This window comes from Enterococcus sp. AMC1157 (assembly GCF_058216555.1).
Map to the genome: position 1 here is coordinate 493437 of NZ_CM177099.1, position 15389 is coordinate 508825.

General features: G+C 34.6%; 17 protein-coding genes. 5 read left to right on the forward strand and 12 right to left on the reverse strand.

Going from position 1 to position 15389, the window contains the following annotated elements; translation table 11 throughout:
• Positions 1-57 precede the first annotated feature (57 nt).
• Together AC4BBX_RS02440 and AC4BBX_RS02445 are read left to right on the forward strand one after the other, a co-directional pair.
• Positions 58-222: an SPJ_0845 family protein gene (locus AC4BBX_RS02440; RefSeq protein ID WP_490454885.1), complete on the forward strand. Its 165-nt coding sequence runs from the start codon at positions 58-60 to the stop codon at positions 220-222.
• Positions 200-643 carry a VOC family protein gene (locus AC4BBX_RS02445; protein ID WP_490454886.1) on the forward strand — a complete coding sequence of 148 codons (444 nt, stop codon included), beginning with the start codon at positions 200-202 and terminating at the stop codon, positions 641-643. The genes AC4BBX_RS02440 and AC4BBX_RS02445 overlap by 23 nt, the downstream gene beginning before the upstream one ends.
• Before the next feature lie 60 nt (positions 644-703).
• On the opposite strand, the gene yihA is transcribed toward AC4BBX_RS02445, so the two are convergent.
• Positions 704-1288 (reverse strand): ribosome biogenesis GTP-binding protein YihA/YsxC, encoded by a 585-nt coding sequence (gene yihA, locus AC4BBX_RS02450; protein ID WP_490454887.1) that lies wholly within the window; start codon positions 1286-1288, stop codon positions 704-706.
• A gap of 315 nt (positions 1289-1603) precedes the next feature.
• Here yihA and AC4BBX_RS02455 point away from each other — a divergent pair, with 315 nt between their 5' ends.
• Positions 1604-2788 (forward strand): IS110 family RNA-guided transposase, encoded by a 1185-nt coding sequence (locus AC4BBX_RS02455; protein ID WP_490453526.1) that lies wholly within the window; start codon positions 1604-1606, stop codon positions 2786-2788.
• Between the two features lie 202 nt (positions 2789-2990).
• Here the strand turns inward: AC4BBX_RS02455 and clpX are convergent, their stop codons facing one another.
• Both clpX and AC4BBX_RS02465 read right to left on the reverse strand, forming a co-directional pair.
• Positions 2991-4232 (reverse strand): ATP-dependent Clp protease ATP-binding subunit ClpX, encoded by a 1242-nt coding sequence (gene clpX / locus AC4BBX_RS02460; protein WP_490454888.1) that lies wholly within the window; start codon positions 4230-4232, stop codon positions 2991-2993.
• A gap of 205 nt (positions 4233-4437) precedes the next feature.
• Entirely contained in the window at positions 4438-4869 is a 432-nt protein-coding gene (locus AC4BBX_RS02465) for a hypothetical protein (protein ID WP_490454889.1), read from the reverse strand.
• Between the two features lie 168 nt (positions 4870-5037).
• Here AC4BBX_RS02465 and AC4BBX_RS02470 point away from each other — a divergent pair, with 168 nt between their 5' ends.
• Complete coding sequence (locus tag AC4BBX_RS02470; RefSeq protein ID WP_490454890.1) at positions 5038-5526, forward strand: NUDIX hydrolase; 489 nt, start codon at positions 5038-5040, stop codon at positions 5524-5526.
• A 38-nt stretch (positions 5527-5564) separates the two neighbouring features.
• On the opposite strand, the gene AC4BBX_RS02475 is transcribed toward AC4BBX_RS02470, so the two are convergent.
• From AC4BBX_RS02475 to AC4BBX_RS02505, 7 genes are all read right to left on the reverse strand, one after another.
• The gene (locus AC4BBX_RS02475) at positions 5565-5975 is read right to left on the reverse strand and encodes a hypothetical protein (RefSeq protein WP_490454891.1); all 411 of its coding nucleotides are present in this window, start codon (positions 5973-5975) and stop codon (positions 5565-5567) included.
• Between the two features lie 24 nt (positions 5976-5999).
• A complete protein-coding gene (locus tag AC4BBX_RS02480; protein WP_490454892.1) occupies positions 6000-6956 on the reverse strand; it encodes a hypothetical protein in 957 nt (318 codons plus the stop codon).
• A 247-nt stretch (positions 6957-7203) separates the two neighbouring features.
• A complete protein-coding gene (gene tig / locus AC4BBX_RS02485) occupies positions 7204-8484 on the reverse strand; it encodes a trigger factor (protein ID WP_490454893.1) in 1281 nt (426 codons plus the stop codon).
• A 125-nt stretch (positions 8485-8609) separates the two neighbouring features.
• Positions 8610-9527, reverse strand: coding sequence for a hypothetical protein (locus tag AC4BBX_RS02490; protein ID WP_490454894.1), 918 nt, complete (start codon positions 9525-9527; stop codon positions 8610-8612).
• Between the two features lie 13 nt (positions 9528-9540).
• On the reverse strand, positions 9541-10167 hold the full coding sequence (locus AC4BBX_RS02495) for an RDD family protein (protein WP_490454895.1): 627 nt from the start codon (positions 10165-10167) through the stop codon (positions 9541-9543).
• A gap of 2 nt (positions 10168-10169) precedes the next feature.
• On the reverse strand, positions 10170-11195 hold the full coding sequence (gene sppA / locus AC4BBX_RS02500; RefSeq protein WP_490454896.1) for a signal peptide peptidase SppA: 1026 nt from the start codon (positions 11193-11195) through the stop codon (positions 10170-10172).
• Between the two features lie 38 nt (positions 11196-11233).
• Positions 11234-11521 (reverse strand): hypothetical protein, encoded by a 288-nt coding sequence (locus AC4BBX_RS02505; protein ID WP_490454897.1) that lies wholly within the window; start codon positions 11519-11521, stop codon positions 11234-11236.
• A gap of 399 nt (positions 11522-11920) precedes the next feature.
• On the opposite strand from AC4BBX_RS02505, the gene glmS reads away from it, so the two are divergent.
• Positions 11921-13732, forward strand: coding sequence for a glutamine--fructose-6-phosphate transaminase (isomerizing) (glmS, locus tag AC4BBX_RS02510; RefSeq protein WP_490454898.1), 1812 nt, complete (start codon positions 11921-11923; stop codon positions 13730-13732).
• A 95-nt stretch (positions 13733-13827) separates the two neighbouring features.
• Here the strand turns inward: glmS and AC4BBX_RS02515 are convergent, their stop codons facing one another.
• Positions 13828-14328 carry a hypothetical protein gene (locus tag AC4BBX_RS02515; RefSeq protein ID WP_490454899.1) on the reverse strand — a complete coding sequence of 167 codons (501 nt, stop codon included), beginning with the start codon at positions 14326-14328 and terminating at the stop codon, positions 13828-13830.
• 36 nt (positions 14329-14364) lie between these two features.
• Positions 14365-15384 (reverse strand): NADPH dehydrogenase NamA, encoded by a 1020-nt coding sequence (gene namA, locus AC4BBX_RS02520; RefSeq protein WP_490454900.1) that lies wholly within the window; start codon positions 15382-15384, stop codon positions 14365-14367.
• Positions 15385-15389 lie beyond the last annotated feature (5 nt).

Consider the following 15389-nt stretch of genomic DNA (forward strand, 5'->3'; position numbering starts at 1 on the left):
TTCACGTGATTATTTTTTTTATTCATGCTACACTCTTCTGTAAATGGAGGTGTTAAAATGAGCTTAAAATTCGAAAGAGATGATTCTTTAGACAAAAAACTTGAAGAATTTGCCATTTTACCAGAACTAGAAAAGAAAAAAGAACAACCTGATATTGAACGCTTCTTAAATCCTAAAAAGAAGAAAAAGGATGGCACTAATGAAAAATCAACTGACCTTTAATTTAGTCGTTCCCAATGCTATAAAAGCTTGTCAATTTTATCAAAAAGTTTTTGATGGTGTTCCTGGAGAAATTTACGAATTTCCAGAAAAACAAGGATTAAATGAAGCAAATATTATTGTAGGCGGAGTCCGCTTAAGGCTAATGGACGAAAATGTTACCTTTGATTGCTACTCTCCCAAAAAAGATCAAATTGGTTCTATCTGGTTGCAAATTGTTGTTGAAGATGTTGAACATACTTTGAATCTGTGTAAAGAATTTGGAGCAACTATTACCCAAGAAATAAACGAATTTATGGGCACAAAACATGCTGAAATCCAAGATCCCTTTGGCTATACTTGGACCATCAATCAAGTCATTAAAGAAGTATCTTTTGAAGAGAGATACCAGTTTTATCACGAATTCCATGAGAATTTGAACTAAAAAAATCCGAACAACATAAAATACTCCCAATATAGGAGTAATCTATGTTATTCGGATTTTTTATTTAATTGCTTCTTCAATTGCTTCCCAAGCTTCTTCTTTTCCCATTTTGGTTACTGAAGAAAAAAGAATAAATTGATCATCTGGATCAAACTCTAAAGCTTTTTTGATGACACTTTCATGTTTGTTCCATTTTCCCCGAGGGATTTTATCTGCCTTTGTTGCCACGACAATAACTGGCAAATCATAGTATTTTAAAAATTGGTACATTTGAATATCTTCTTGAGTTGGTGGATGACGCAGATCAACTAAAGAGACCACGGCTCTTAATTGTTCTCTTTGAGTCAAATAAGTTTCAATCATCTTTCCCCATTTCGCACGTTCTGTTTTGGATACTTTTGCATAACCATAACCAGGTACATCAACAAAATGAAGCGCATCTTCAATAAGATAGAAATTTAAAGTTTGAGTTTTTCCCGGTTTTGAAGACGTTCGAGCTAAATTCTTTCGATTAATCAAGGTATTAATAAAAGAAGATTTCCCTACGTTTGAACGACCAGCTAAAGCAATTTCAGGCAACTGGGTCTCTGGATACTGCGCAGGAGCAACAGCACTAATGATAATTTCCGCTGAATGAACTTTCATATTTTTCTTCCTTGTATATTATATTTAAGGCTTTAATCTTCCGATTTTTAGAGGAGAACCTTAGGAACCTTTTGTTATTTTTTATTTGGTATTTACTCAATTATTTGAGAAAATATACTTAATGGATTGAGAGGTAGATTGTTTCTTCCTTGAGTTTTCAAACTCGTAATCGAAAGACTAATCCCTCTCTCTGTTAAGCTGTTTACGAATGAGTTAGATGTTGAAGGCAAATGCCTTACTCCGTATCTAGAACAAGGTAGTGACGCTTTTCAGTTGAGTGGCAATCAATCCAAATTTTGTAAAGAAGGTGTGCTTATGTTTTATCTAGGTATTGATATTGGCAAACGAACACACGTCGCTTCCGTCATGAATGACGATGGAAAAGTCCTACTTAAAGGTTTTTCTTTTGCGAATTCTTTGGACGGTACTCACGCTCTTTTAGAACGACTTACTTCTTTCTCTGATTCCACAGAGGACTTTCTTGTTGGTATGGAAGCCACCGGTCACTATTGGTTAGCCCTTTTCTCATTTCTTGATGAACAACAGTTTCTTGTTCACGTCATCAATCCCATTCAAACAGATGGCTGGAGAAAAGGAACTGAAATTCGTAAACGAAAAAATGATAGTATCGACTCAGTATTAATTGCTGACTTAATTCGCTACGGTTCATTCAACGAAACAGCTTTAGCGGACGAAACCATGTTCTCCTTACGTCAATTGACTCGTTATCGTTCATATCTTGTTGGCACAGCTGGCGACTTTAAACGAAAAGTCATTGCCATACTAGACCAAATCTTTCCTGAGTACGAAAAGGTGTTTTCAAAAGTTGGCATTTTTGGCAAGGCCTCCAAAGCCGTCCTATCTGAGTTTTCGTCTCCTGATGAATTCAATCAAGTTTCTGCCGAAACATTAGCTGAAACACTCCGTGTAGCGAGTCGAAGTCGTGTTGGACAAAGCAAGGCAGAGGCACTGAAAACAGCCGCCGCTCATTCTTTTGGTGTTCGTTTTGCTCAAGATGCCTTTGTTTTTCAATTACGTTCTATGATTGATCAACTCAGCTTTTTAGAAGAACAAATTAAACGAACAGAAGAAGAAATTGCACAATTAATGGCTTCTCTTCATTCGGTCATAGAAACCGTTCCTGGTATTGGAGCTGTCCTTGGTGCGACGATTTTAGGTGAAATTGGCGATATTCAGAAATTTTCTACGCCTAAAAAACTAGTAGCTTACGCAGGAATCGATGCGTCTGTCTCAAAATCTGGTGAATATGAAGCCACTCACAACGTGATGAGTAAACGTGGCTCTCCCTACTTAAGAAAAGCACTGTTTCAAGCGGCACTCATTGCGTCCAGATGTGATCCAGTTTTCAAAGCCTTTTATGATAAGAAACGAGCAGAAGGAAAACACCATCTTACAGCGATTGGCGCTGTTTCAAGAAAGCTATGCTATATTATTCATGCCATTCTAACAAAGAATGAACCATATGAAATTCGTCAGTAGTGAAAAAATAATCTTTCTGAGGTTTATTTGTGATGCACTTATTCGTTATTTTTCAATCAGAAGATTTTATTTATTTTCACTTGACTTTATATAGTTAGTCTTTCTTAAAAAACAGGAAGACTGTGACAAAGTTTTATCAAGAATAACTTTGCGAATACACGCTCATCATTGCTAGCAAAACTCATGTCACAGTCTCTACTACCTACCCTGCTTTTTTCTCTTTGTGATAAGTAACTTCTGGTTCAGCTAAATCTTTTGCCGCATCTTCAGTAATTGTTACTTTTTCAATACTTTCTTGAGATGGAATCTCAAACATGACATCCATCATAATATCTTCAATAATTGAACGTAAGCCACGAGCACCAGTATTTCTTTCAATTGCTTTATTAGCAATAGCTTTTAATGCTCCTTCTTCAAATTCCAGTTCTGTATCATCTAAAGATAATAGTTTTTTATACTGCTTGACTAAAGCATTCTTTGGCTCTGTTAAGATATGAACCAAATCATCTTCTGTCAACTTATCTAAAGCTGCCATTACTGGTAAGCGTCCGATAAATTCAGGAATCAAACCGAATTTCAACAGATCTTCAGGAATGATATATTTCATGACACTCTCATCATCTGAAATTTTTTGGTTGTTTGAACCAAATCCAATTGTTTTTTCTCCTAAACGATTTTTAACAATTGTTTCAATTCCATCAAATGCGCCACCAACAATGAATAAAACATTGGTTGTATCAATTTGAATCATTTCTTGATGAGGATGTTTTCTGCCACCTTGAGGAGGAACACTAGCTGTTGTTCCTTCTAAAATTTTAAGTAGCGCTTGTTGCACGCCTTCACCAGAAACATCACGAGTAATTGATACATTTTCGCTTTTACGAGCAATTTTATCAATTTCATCAATATAAATGATGCCCTTTTCAGCACGTTCTACATTGTAATCTGCAGCTTGTAAAAGTTTCAATAGAATGTTCTCTACATCCTCTCCTACATATCCAGCTTCAGTTAAACTAGTAGCATCTGCAATGGCAAACGGCACATTTAAACTTTTAGCCAATGTTTGTGCTAGGAAAGTTTTCCCTGAACCCGTTGGACCAATTAAACAAATATTACTTTTTTGTAACTCAACATCATCTTCAGATACTTCAACATTTACACGTTTATAGTGATTGTAAACAGCGACTGCTAACGCACGTTTTGCACGATCTTGTCCAATCACATATTGATTTAAAACATCTAAAATCTCTTGTGGTTTTGGTACTTCCATAAATTCACGAATTGCTTCTTCATAGAACTCTTCGTCAATGATTTCTTTACATAACTCGATGCATTCATCACAAATGTAGACACCAGGACCAGCAACGATTTTTTTTACTTCATCTTGTGCTTTTCCACAAAAAGAACAACGTACTGGATCATTTCCGTTTGTATTGTCGTACATGGTGTTCACCCCTTGTTTTTCTTCTGACTAAAAAAATCTTATTTTTAAGCCTTTTATTATTCTAGCATAGTTCATTAGAAAGAAAAAGCCTAAAAGCCTTGCAAATTAAGCTTTTTTAAAGAAAACCTTTCATTAATTAAATACGATAAAATTCCATAAAATTTTTATTTTTACTACATAAAATTATAAAATTCGTGTATTATTTTCAAACTACTCGGTCGCTATATTTGACTTGTTTCTCCATTTGACTTTGACACTTCAGGATGATTGCATAAACACCTGGTGTCAGAAGTAATAACGACATAGAGATAATCATTTCCACTGGAACTAATTTCAATAGTTCAGTCAAAAAGCTTAAAGACAAAACAAAAGTTAAAATAGAAATTAGGATTGCCAGATTGGATAGTACTTTAACAGCTGTTATTAACCCAGTTACTTCAGTTAGTTTCTTTGTCTTAATATACAAGGAAACAAAGATTAAATACGCAGGAATTGCAAAGGCACGTATCGATGACCATTCGAAAGCAGCTAGGTACATTTCAAAAATAATCGATATCACCGTGAGTCCTACTAAAATCAGACCTAAAATAAACAATTGGTTTCCATATTTTTGAATAGCTTCTTTTCTCTCTTCCATAGTTTTCCTCCCTTGTTATTTTAAAAATAATTAAAGTCCTTTACCTTACCTTCTGTTAGCTATTTTAGTAAGGAAGATAGGACTGGCGTATACCGTTTCTTTAATGATAACATAGATAGTGATTCGAAAAAAAGAATAGCTCATCAAATTCAGATAGGAGGCATTATATTGAATCAATATCATATTGCTTTTGGCGTTTACGGTATCTTTATTCAGAAGGAATCATTGCTGGTGATTCGAAAAAATGGCGGGCCTTATATCCATCGCTTTGATTTACCCGGTGGCAGCTTAGAAGATGGCGAATCTCTAACGAATGCCTTAATGAGAGAAGTGACGGAAGAAACAGGATTACAAGTTCAAACCTTTAATCAATTAGGAACAATCAATTTTTTATATCCATGGTCTTATGAAGAAACTAGTATGAATAACCATATTTGTGTTTTTTATCAAATATCAGCTTGGTCAGGAAACATTTTAAAAGAAACAGATAATTTTGATGGTCAAGATTCTTTAGGTGCTTTATGGGTACCCTTTGAGGAAATAAATCTATCTAATTCTTCTCTGTTAGTTTTAAAAGCAAAAGAATTTTATCAAAAAAAGAAATTCATTGTCGCTGATCAATATTTATCAGACTGGAAAATAAAAGATAACAACTAGTGTATTTCCTCCTATCACTAGTTGTTATCGTCTATTTTTTATGGTTTTAAAGTAATTTGATAGCCATCTTTAGTATGGTTCACACACCAATTTGGAGACAAAATCCCTTCAATCTTTTGCAGGGTTTCTTCATTTATTTCTAGATTTTTTAAACCATTCTCTAAAGCAACAAATTGATTTTCTTCAATCGAAAATTTCATTGACAAAAGAGAATAAAGACCTCTAAGAGTTAAAAACTTTACACGATATCCTTCTTCCAAAATCTTTCTAAATACCTCTGGATCTTTTTCGTATAAAACGAATAGCAATTGATAATCAAAATTACTGCTAATACGATTTAAAGACTCTTCTTCTTTATTTTTCGCTTTTTCAAAAATTTCTGCATCAGATAATCCATTAGTTCTTAAAGTCTCAATAATATACATTTCCATTTGAGATATAGCGGTCATTTCAACACCCCTCTTCATTCATTATTAGTTAGTAATCCAAACTTCATTCACACCATTATTTAGCCCAATCCCATCCGTTAAAACTAACCTAGAGGAATAAGATAGATATCCATATAATTCTTGTAGGGAATTATCTTCCCAAATAATCGTAATTCGAACATCACCATTAATTTGTTTTGTTTCTGGTTGACTCGTAGGACTAGTAGCTGTTGTATCATAGCTAAGTTGAGTCGTTGCCACTTTAGTGATTTCTGCGGTTCCTTCTTGTGTGCCACCTGAATCAGTCATTGTAACCGTTCCGTCTGCAGCTATGGATAAGTTCATGGCAGCCTGACTTGATGTGTAATACATTACATAATTAGTTGCCCATTTTGCTAAATCGCCAGCAAAAATCAACGGTTTTTCTTCGCTGCTATCTTCTGTTTCTTCCGTTTCTTCCAAACGAGCAATTCCAGCACGATTTTGTTCGTTCAATTCTGCAACTACTGCTTTTAAATGAGCAAATTCTTCTTTTTCTAAAACGCTTATTGGAATTTCAGCTAATTTTAATTCAGACTCTTTAAACTCTTCGTCAATCGTTAAACGTTTAGCCTCACTAACGATGGCATCATATTTGTCAAGCTCTGAATTGTCTTGCTCAACAGTTTCCGTTGAAATTGTTGTAGATTCTTCTGGAGTAGAGCTTTCAGAAAGAGCTGTCTCTTTTTCCGAACCACTAAAAAACAAGGAATAAGTAAAGAAGCTTAACGAAAGAATAACTGCAACCATCGTCAACAATACTCCTAACCAGACAAAATTACTTCGCTTATGTTTCTTAGAGTTTTGAACTTGTCTAGAAGAGTTATTCTCAGTGGGATTTTCTATCTCTTCATGATTTTCATCTATTGCTTCTGCTTGATACGCACCTAACTCTTCTCCACAATTCTGACAAAACAGAAAATGATTTTCATTTTGAGTTTGGCACTTTGGACAAATTTTCATACTTGATATCACCTCTTCATTTGTATTTAAGTTTAGCATATTTGTTCTTTTTAAACATCTATATATTGAGCTAATTGAAGTTTTTACTTATCTATAAAATTAACAATAAGATGAATTGCTGTTTTAAGCAGCAGCTTTTACTTTTACAATTTTAGCATATCTGGGATAATTTAGAGATGTTTTAGCTAAAATGAAGGCAACAAAAAACGACCTGAAAAAATCAAGTCGTCAAAGATTTATCAATGAATTAAGCTTCAACAGCTGTTGAAGTGATTACATCCACTGCTTTTTTCATTTTAATATCATGTTTTAACATATCTTCAGTCAATACGCGACGTACTTGAGCTTCAGGCATGTTATAAGATTCAGCTAAGTCTTTGATTTCTTTCTCAACTTCTTCTTCACTTACTTCCAATCCTTCAGCAGCAACAATCGCTTCGATAACTAAGTTTGTTTTCACGCGAGTATCTGCTTCGCCTTCAAATTGTTTGTGTAAATCAGCTTCAGTTGTACCAGTTAATTGGTAGTACATTTCTGGGTTGATTCCTTGACGTTGCATGTTGTTTAAAAATTCATCCATTGCGCGGTGAACTTCATCGTGAACCATCACGTGTGGTAATTCAACAACTTCTGCATTTTCAACTGCTTGACGAATAGCAGATTCTTCAACTGCTTCTTGAGCAGCTTTCTCTTTTGATTCAGTCAATTCAGCACGATATTTTTCTTTTAATTCTGCTAAAGTTTCAACGCTATCGTCAACATCTTTTGCGAATTCATCATCAAGTTCTGGTAATTCTTTACCTTTCACTTCATGAACAGTCACTTTGAAGACTGCTTCTTTACCAGCTAAATCCTCCGCTTGGTAATCTTCTGGGAAAGTTACCGTTACGTCTAGTTTATCGCCAGCTTTTTTACCAATTAATTGTTCTTCAAATCCAGGAATAAATGAACCTGAACCTAATTCAAGTGAATGGTTTTCACCTTTTCCACCTTCAAAAGCTTCATCGCCTAAAAATCCTTCAAAGTCGATAACTACTGTGTCGCCTTCAACAGCTTCATCTTCTTTAAGAACTAGTTCAGCTTGTTGTTCTTGCTCACGAGTTAAACGTGCTTCTACGTCTTCATCGCTTACTTCACGATCTTGTTTTTCAACAGTTAAGTTTTTGTATTCGCCTAATTTTACTTCAGGTTTAACAGTAACTTCTGCTTTAACTACCCAATCTTCACCTTTATTCATGCTTTCCACATCAATTTTAGGTTGAGCTACTGGATCGATTCCAGCTTCTTCTACAGCTGCTTCATAAGCTGCTGGTAATACTGCGTTTAAAGCATCTTCATATAATGCTTCTTCACCGTACATACGATTAAATACCGTACGAGATACTTTTCCTTTACGGAATCCAGGTACGTTTAAGTTTCCTTTCACACGGTTAAAGGCTGTAGTTAAACCTTTTTGAATCTCTTCTTGTGCAATTGAAAATGTCAATACACCATCATTGGTGCCTGTTTTTTCCCATTTTGCAGTCATGTATTTCCCTCCGAATTAACAAATAAATTTACATATGAAATAGTTTCATGCATACCTTTAAATAGTACACTAAGGCTTGAAAAATGTAAACATTTTGAATAAAAACTTCATCGATTTCTCAATATTTATAATAAAGTCTGATAAATTTCTCGAATTGCTTGCTTCTTTTCCTGTATTGAATCATAAAATATTAACTCTTCTAAGGCTTCTTCGTCGCCAAACATTCCTTGATATTCTAGGAAATAACTGTTGACCCATTGTTTCATTTCTTCTACTTTAGGTAGAAATGGATACATCAAAGCAAAATGTGCACTAAATTCTGCCAAAACCATCTCACTAATTTGTATTTCTGTACTTAAATAGTCTTCAATATAAGTTAAACCTTTTTTGTAAGCAATGGAGTCCTCTAATAAAGGAAGTACTGACAGGTCAATTCTGTTATTACCTATTAATAATTCTCGATTCTCCCCTATTTGTACAAGCTCCTCAACTAATTTAGGTTGGAGAAATGGATTGGTCCCTTGTTCAAAATAATTCTGACATATCTCATAGAAGGTATCTTTGGTTAAGTTTTTTATCCAATTTTGCCAGTCTTTTGAAAGAACAGGTCTTTGTTTTTTATCCCAATCCAATAATTTGGATAATTTACTCTTTCTTTCATTGCTATTAAATAATTCTTGAACTTGTTCAAGCTGTTTCGTTTCCATCAATAGTTGCGAATTATCAAATAAAGTATGATTCAACCAACGATGGGCTAAGAGAAATTGACTATCCAACAGTAATAAATGAATATATTCTGAAAAAGCTTCTTCCTCATTCAAAAATGAATCAATATGATTTTCAACGATCTCTAACGCTTGTTGTAACTCGCCCAAAGATTGCAATACACTAACATATTTTTTTATATACAGAAATTTGTCTTCTAATTGGCAAAGCTGTGATAAGTACTCTTTTGCAGCTAGCAAATCATTTTCTTCGATATTCTTTTGTACAAGAGTCCATAAACGATCTGGTTCATCTGGAAATGAGATAATTTCTGCCATTTGCTTCTCCTTCTTAAACCTGAGCTTGCTTATTAAAAGCTTTAATCATATTAATCGTTACCACTGAAGTTTCAGAAAAATAATCTGCCACATGTTGTTTTTTATTGTTAAAAGCTGCGGTTAAGTAGCCAAACATAAACAGTGGGTGAAATTGCAAAATAAATCTACCTGCAGCTTCTCTCACTAAAATGGTTTCCCAACTCAACTCTTCTTCTGTCAAAGAAATAACTCGGATACCAAAAATCATTTTTCCAACAGTTTGCCCATGATTCATTTTTGTCATTAAAACAAAATACCCTAAATAAACAGCTAGACTAAGTAATCCATATACACTAAAAACGCCACCTCTTGATGACAATGGGAATAGTTTGAGAAATAGTTCCACGCTAATTGAACTAATAGCGTGAATGCATAATAGATCAATTAAAAACGCCCACAAACGAATCCAAAATCCAGTATAAAAGTAGTCTGGAAAATCATAAATGTCCTTAGATGAATTTTTCTTATCTTCAAATCGTTGCCATTTATTTTGTTTTTCTACTACTTCTTCTTCCGAATATTCTTTTTTATACGAACTCATTAAATCTTGTAAAAAATCTTCTGATAAAGGTTGTTCCTGATTTTCTCTTTTGTCAGTCATTCTTACTCACCTCCATAATAATAAAGGGGTTTTGGCGCATTGGGTGTTCCAATACTTTCTAACAGTGTCATCATACGATTGGTTGTATTCACTTGTGGTAAGCCTTGTAGCTCAGCCAACTTTAAGCCAAACCAAGTATTTGCAAAACCAGTCGAAGAAACAGTATAACCAATTACTTGTGATTGGTTTAAGGAATAATCTTCCATTAAAGCTAGCAAAGCGTCTTCAGGATAACCTAAAGCATCTATCAAACCATTTTCTAAAGCTTGGACTCCATCATAAATGCGACCATCTGCAATTTGACGGACTTGTTCTTCAGGAATCTGACGTCCTTCTGAGACAATATTGACAAAACGTCCGTAAGAACTGTCCACAAAACCTTGTAAGACTTCTGAATCGGCTTCAGTAACTGGACGACTGCCTGAGCCCATATCTTTAAGGGCACCACTCTTATAAGTTGAATCTTCAATCCCAAGCTTTTCAAACAAACCAGAGTAGTTAATGCCTGACATGATTACTCCTATCGATCCTGTTACCGTTTCTTCAGTAGCAAAAATTTTATCGGCTGATGCTGAGATATAATAGCCACCACTTGCAGCCATATTGGTCATTGCGACATAAATTGGAATATTTAGTTCTTGTACTTTTCTAATTTCTTTTGCGATTTCTGCACTTTCGTAAACTCCACCACCTGGAGAATTGACCTCCAATAATACCGCAGAAATACTTGAATCATATTGAATTTGTTTTAGTTGTTCTAAAAAAAACGGGTGGTTGTAAACTTCACCAGAAAATAAACCACCACCTGAATTCATGATTGCTCCATCTACATAAATATGAGCAATTCGATTCTCGCTATCTCCCTCTAATTCAACATATTCTTCTAATTGATTAGTACCATATAATAAAGCATTAATACCATCTATTCCGCTGGTTTCATTTGAATTCGGTGTTAGTAAACTAACCACACCTGAAAAAACAAATAAGCCAATTGCTACACAGACAGCAACCCATCTTCTTTTATTCATTCACTTCTCCTCCTGCTTTCAGTTTCTTTTAGATTAAATTAGTAGAGGTTTTCAATTACAATTACTTTCTCTACTGACCCCTCGGCATTCATTTTTTCGGCTTTATCTACTAAAGCGTAGCCTCCAAAAAATTCTTTGGTTAATTCATCTTGTACTTTAAACGCTTGAGCCTCTTTTAACTGAATAGCCCCCGGAAGAATTTCTTGTAAACTATCCCATCCGGTATCTAACAAGATTTTTGTATCTTCTGAAACATGTTGATTTTCTAATTGTTGAACGATTGCTTTTAATTCTTTAAAATTCATCACATTAACAAAACCTGACATTCTAATCCCTTCTTTCTGTTCACATATATTGTATCTAAACTCACAAAATTTTGATAGAGAAAACTTATCAAACCAATAATTTCTTTAGTAAACGCTCAATCTAAAACTAGACCAATTAATATTTTTTTATTTTTTTGTTGACTTATAACCTTGTTGTGTATATCATTACAGATGTATTTCTTATAAATCAAACTCAAGGAGGTCAGGTATACCAATACGGATAGCGCCAGATCTATTTAGACAATAGATGACGAGGAAAGAGTTTATCGAAGTTTTCGGCGGATGACTCTAGGGTCTGCACTCTACAGATAAGTACAAAAACATAGCTGTAAAGCTTTTTACAAAAATCTTATCATGCAGTAAGAAATACATAATGCCAGATGAAAGTAGGAAAACATTATGTGTGGAATTGTAGGAATCGTAGGAAAAGAAAATGCTGAAAAAATTATTATCAGTGGATTGGAACGTTTAGAATATCGTGGATATGATTCTGCTGGGCTATTCGTTTCCGATAAACAAACCAATCATTTAATCAAAGCACAAGGAAGAATTAAAAATTTAGAAGAAAAAATGACTGAGGATATCAGTGGTACCATTGGTATTGGACATACTCGTTGGGCAACTCATGGGAAACCTTCTGAAAATAATGCCCATCCTCATTCTTCTCAAAATGGACGTTTAGTTATGGTTCATAATGGAGTAATTGAGAATTTTGAAGAGATTCGTCAAAACTACGTTGCAAGCAATGTATTTTATGGTGAAACAGATACAGAAATTGCGGTTCATTTAATTGCCTCTTTAATGGAAAATGAAAATCTTTCTACAAAAGAAGCCTTTAAAAAAGCTCTGTCTATTATACAAGGATCTTACGCTTTTGCCCTTATTGACAAAGAAGATCCTGAAACAATCTATGTTGCAAAAAACAAAAGCCCTTTGTTAATTGGAATTGGAGAAGGCTTTAATGTTATTTGTAGTGATGCTCTAGCAATGTTAGACCAAACCAATCATTTTGTTGAAATCGTTGACGGAGAAATGGTAACTGTCACTGCGGAAACCATTCAAATTGAAGACGAAAAAGGAAATTTGGTTTATCGTGAATCTTACGAAGCTCAACTAGATTTAACAGATATTGAAAAAGGAACATATCCTTATTATATGTTAAAAGAAATCGATGAACAGCCTGCTGCTATTCGTCGCCTAATTCAAAAATACACAGATATTCAAGGAAATGTTGTTTTAGATGATGCCTTAGTTGCGGAAGTTTCAAATAGCGACCGCATCTACATTGTTGCTTGTGGTACAAGTTATAATGCCGGATTAGCAGCTAAACAATTAATCGAAAAATTAACTCAAATTCCAGTTGAAGTTCATTTATCTAGTGAATTTGGTTATAACGTACCATTGTTGTCACAAAAACCATTCTTTATCTATTTGACTCAAAGTGGAGAAACAGCGGATAGTCGCCAAGTATTGGTTCAAACAAATCGTTTAGGTCACTCTTCATTGACGATTACCAATGTTCCTGGGTCCACTCTTTCAAGAGAAGCAAAATATACTTTGTTATTACATGCTGGACCAGAAATTGCTGTTGCCTCAACTAAAGCTTACACAGCACAAATTGCTTTAATGGCTGTTTTAGCAAAAGGAATCGGTACTGCAAAAAATATTCAAACATCTTTAGACTTTGATGTCTTCCATGAGTTATCACTAGCTGCTTCAGGGATGGAAACAATTATCAGTGAAAAAGCAGTCATTTCTCAATTAACCGAAGACTATCTAACTGGTACTAGAAATGCTTTTTATATTGGTCGTGGCAATGACTATTATGTTTCAAGTGAAGCTGCCTTGAAGTTAAAAGAAATTTCTTATATCCAAGCAGAAGGTTTCGCTGCTGGAGAATTAAAACACGGAACCATCGCTTTGATTGAAGAAGGAACACCCGTTTTGGGAATCATCACAGATGAGATAACAGGATCCCACACGAGAGGTAATTTAAAAGAAGTAGAAAGTCGTGGAGCAAAAACTTTAGTCATTGTTAGTGAAGATTTAGCTCGACCTAACGATCAATTGATCTTACCAAAAGTTCATCCATTACTTACTTCTCTTGTTTCCGTTGTTCCAACACAATTAATTGCATACTTTGCAACCTTACAACGTGGATATGATGTCGATAAGCCAAGAAACTTAGCAAAATCAGTAACCGTAGAATAATTAAAAAAACACGAGAATTAAAGGCTTTATTAAAAAGCTTTCGGTTCTCGTGTTTTATGATTTTAAGTTGTCAAATTGAGATACGACGGTTATCTTCAAGATTTCTCAAAAATAAATCGTTCATTCACTCCGAAATGATGTTCATAGTCACAAATATATCCTCGAAGCCAAAATTTTCCATCTATTTTTCTTAGATAAAATCCTTTAGGAAAGTAAACATCTTCATCTAAAATCTTAGACACCACGGTGACTGCTCCATCAGGTGTCCGATGATTTTTATCCTGTCCTTGACTATCCTTGTCATCAAATGAGGATACTCGAAGAAAAGGTGCAGTATCTGCAGAGCAAGGTTTCAAACCAATTGCTTTGGCTTGATCAATGATTTCTAACAAACCAGCAGTTCCATCTGTCAACCCTAATTCAATTAAAGTGAGTTCAACTAGCTGCACTTTCTTTTTTTCTTTCGTCACTTTAAATAGCTTACTTTGAAGAAATTTTTCTCCATAAGAATTAATCAAAATATTTTTTTGCTTTAGAGTATTAAGTAATTCCTTTTTAGTTAAACCTCCAACCGTTAAATCAATGATTTTCACCATGCACTCCCCTTTACAGCTTTCAAGACTTACTAATTTTTAAAATAGCCAACCTCTTTGATACTGAACCGGAGCTTCGATTTCAGTTCGAAGCTCTTTGGCTGCTTCGTAAACCCAATAAGGATTTCTCAGCAGCTCTCTTCCTAGAAAAATTAAATCTGCTCGGTTGTTTTTCAAGATTTCTTCTGCTTGATTCCCATTTAAAATCAAACCTACTGCTCCTGTCGCAATATTTACTTCTTGTTTGATTTTATCCGCAAAAGGTACTTGATACCCTGGAAAGACATCAATCGAAGCTGGTACTACTGCTCCTGAACTGACATCGATCAAATCAACTTCTTGTTCTTTCATCCACTCTACCATTGGAAAATAATCTTCAACTGTCATGCCTTTTTCTGTATAGTCTGAAGCTGAAATTCGAACAAATAAAGCTTTATCCCAGACACTACGAACAGCTGTAAGCACTTCTTTTAATAAACGATAACGATTTTCTGTACTTCCACCATAGGCATCTTCTCGATGGTTCGTCAATGGTGAAAGGAATTGATTAATTAAATAGCCATGAGCAGCATGAATTTCAATCATATCAAAATTAGCTTTTTCAGCACGAATAGCTGCTTCTTTAAAAGCTTCAATCACATTTTTAATTTCATCAATCGTTAGTTCTGTCGGTACTTTTGATGAGTTGTCAAAAGCAATTGCTGATGGCGCATAAATTTCATCAGGGACAACAGCTTTTCGTCCAGCATGGGCTAATTGAATACCTGCGACACTGCCTTCGCCTTTAATAGCTTCTACAACTTGAGCTAATCCTGAAATTTGATCATCCGTCCAAATCCCTAAATCATTAACACTAATTCGACCTTCAGGCTTAACTGCAGTTGCTTCAAGGATAATCAATCCTACTTGACCAACTGCACGAGTGTGGTAATGGGTTTGGTGCCAAGCAGTCACTTTTCCATCATTTTTAGCAGTATACATACACATCGGTGACATAACTAGCCGATTTTTCAATTGCATATTACGAATTGTTATTGGTTCAAATAATTTTTTAGTCAAATTCT

What these genes read in the sequence shown, in the direction of transcription:
- AC4BBX_RS02445 (WP_490454886.1), top strand. Translation starts at nt 200, where the DNA reads ATGAAAAATCAACTGACCTTTAATTTAGTCGTTCCCAATGCTATAAAA.
- AC4BBX_RS02465 (WP_490454889.1), bottom strand. Translation starts at nt 4,869, where the DNA reads ATGGAAGAGAGAAAAGAAGCTATTCAAAAATATGGAAACCAATTGTTT.
- clpX (WP_490454888.1), bottom strand. Translation starts at nt 4,232, where the DNA reads ATGTACGACAATACAAACGGAAATGATCCAGTACGTTGTTCTTTTTGT.
- AC4BBX_RS02455 (WP_490453526.1), top strand. Translation starts at nt 1,604, where the DNA reads ATGTTTTATCTAGGTATTGATATTGGCAAACGAACACACGTCGCTTCC.
- AC4BBX_RS02505 (WP_490454897.1), bottom strand. Translation starts at nt 11,521, where the DNA reads ATGTCAGGTTTTGTTAATGTGATGAATTTTAAAGAATTAAAAGCAATC.
- AC4BBX_RS02440 (WP_490454885.1), top strand. Translation starts at nt 58, where the DNA reads ATGAGCTTAAAATTCGAAAGAGATGATTCTTTAGACAAAAAACTTGAA.
- AC4BBX_RS02515 (WP_490454899.1), bottom strand. Translation starts at nt 14,328, where the DNA reads ATGGTGAAAATCATTGATTTAACGGTTGGAGGTTTAACTAAAAAGGAA.
- tig (WP_490454893.1), bottom strand. Translation starts at nt 8,484, where the DNA reads ATGACTGCAAAATGGGAAAAAACAGGCACCAATGATGGTGTATTGACA.
- yihA (WP_490454887.1), bottom strand. Translation starts at nt 1,288, where the DNA reads ATGAAAGTTCATTCAGCGGAAATTATCATTAGTGCTGTTGCTCCTGCG.
- AC4BBX_RS02475 (WP_490454891.1), bottom strand. Translation starts at nt 5,975, where the DNA reads ATGACCGCTATATCTCAAATGGAAATGTATATTATTGAGACTTTAAGA.
- AC4BBX_RS02490 (WP_490454894.1), bottom strand. Translation starts at nt 9,527, where the DNA reads ATGGCAGAAATTATCTCATTTCCAGATGAACCAGATCGTTTATGGACT.
- AC4BBX_RS02480 (WP_490454892.1), bottom strand. Translation starts at nt 6,956, where the DNA reads ATGAAAATTTGTCCAAAGTGCCAAACTCAAAATGAAAATCATTTTCTG.
- sppA (WP_490454896.1), bottom strand. Translation starts at nt 11,195, where the DNA reads ATGAATAAAAGAAGATGGGTTGCTGTCTGTGTAGCAATTGGCTTATTT.
- glmS (WP_490454898.1), top strand. Translation starts at nt 11,921, where the DNA reads ATGTGTGGAATTGTAGGAATCGTAGGAAAAGAAAATGCTGAAAAAATT.
- AC4BBX_RS02495 (WP_490454895.1), bottom strand. Translation starts at nt 10,167, where the DNA reads ATGACTGACAAAAGAGAAAATCAGGAACAACCTTTATCAGAAGATTTT.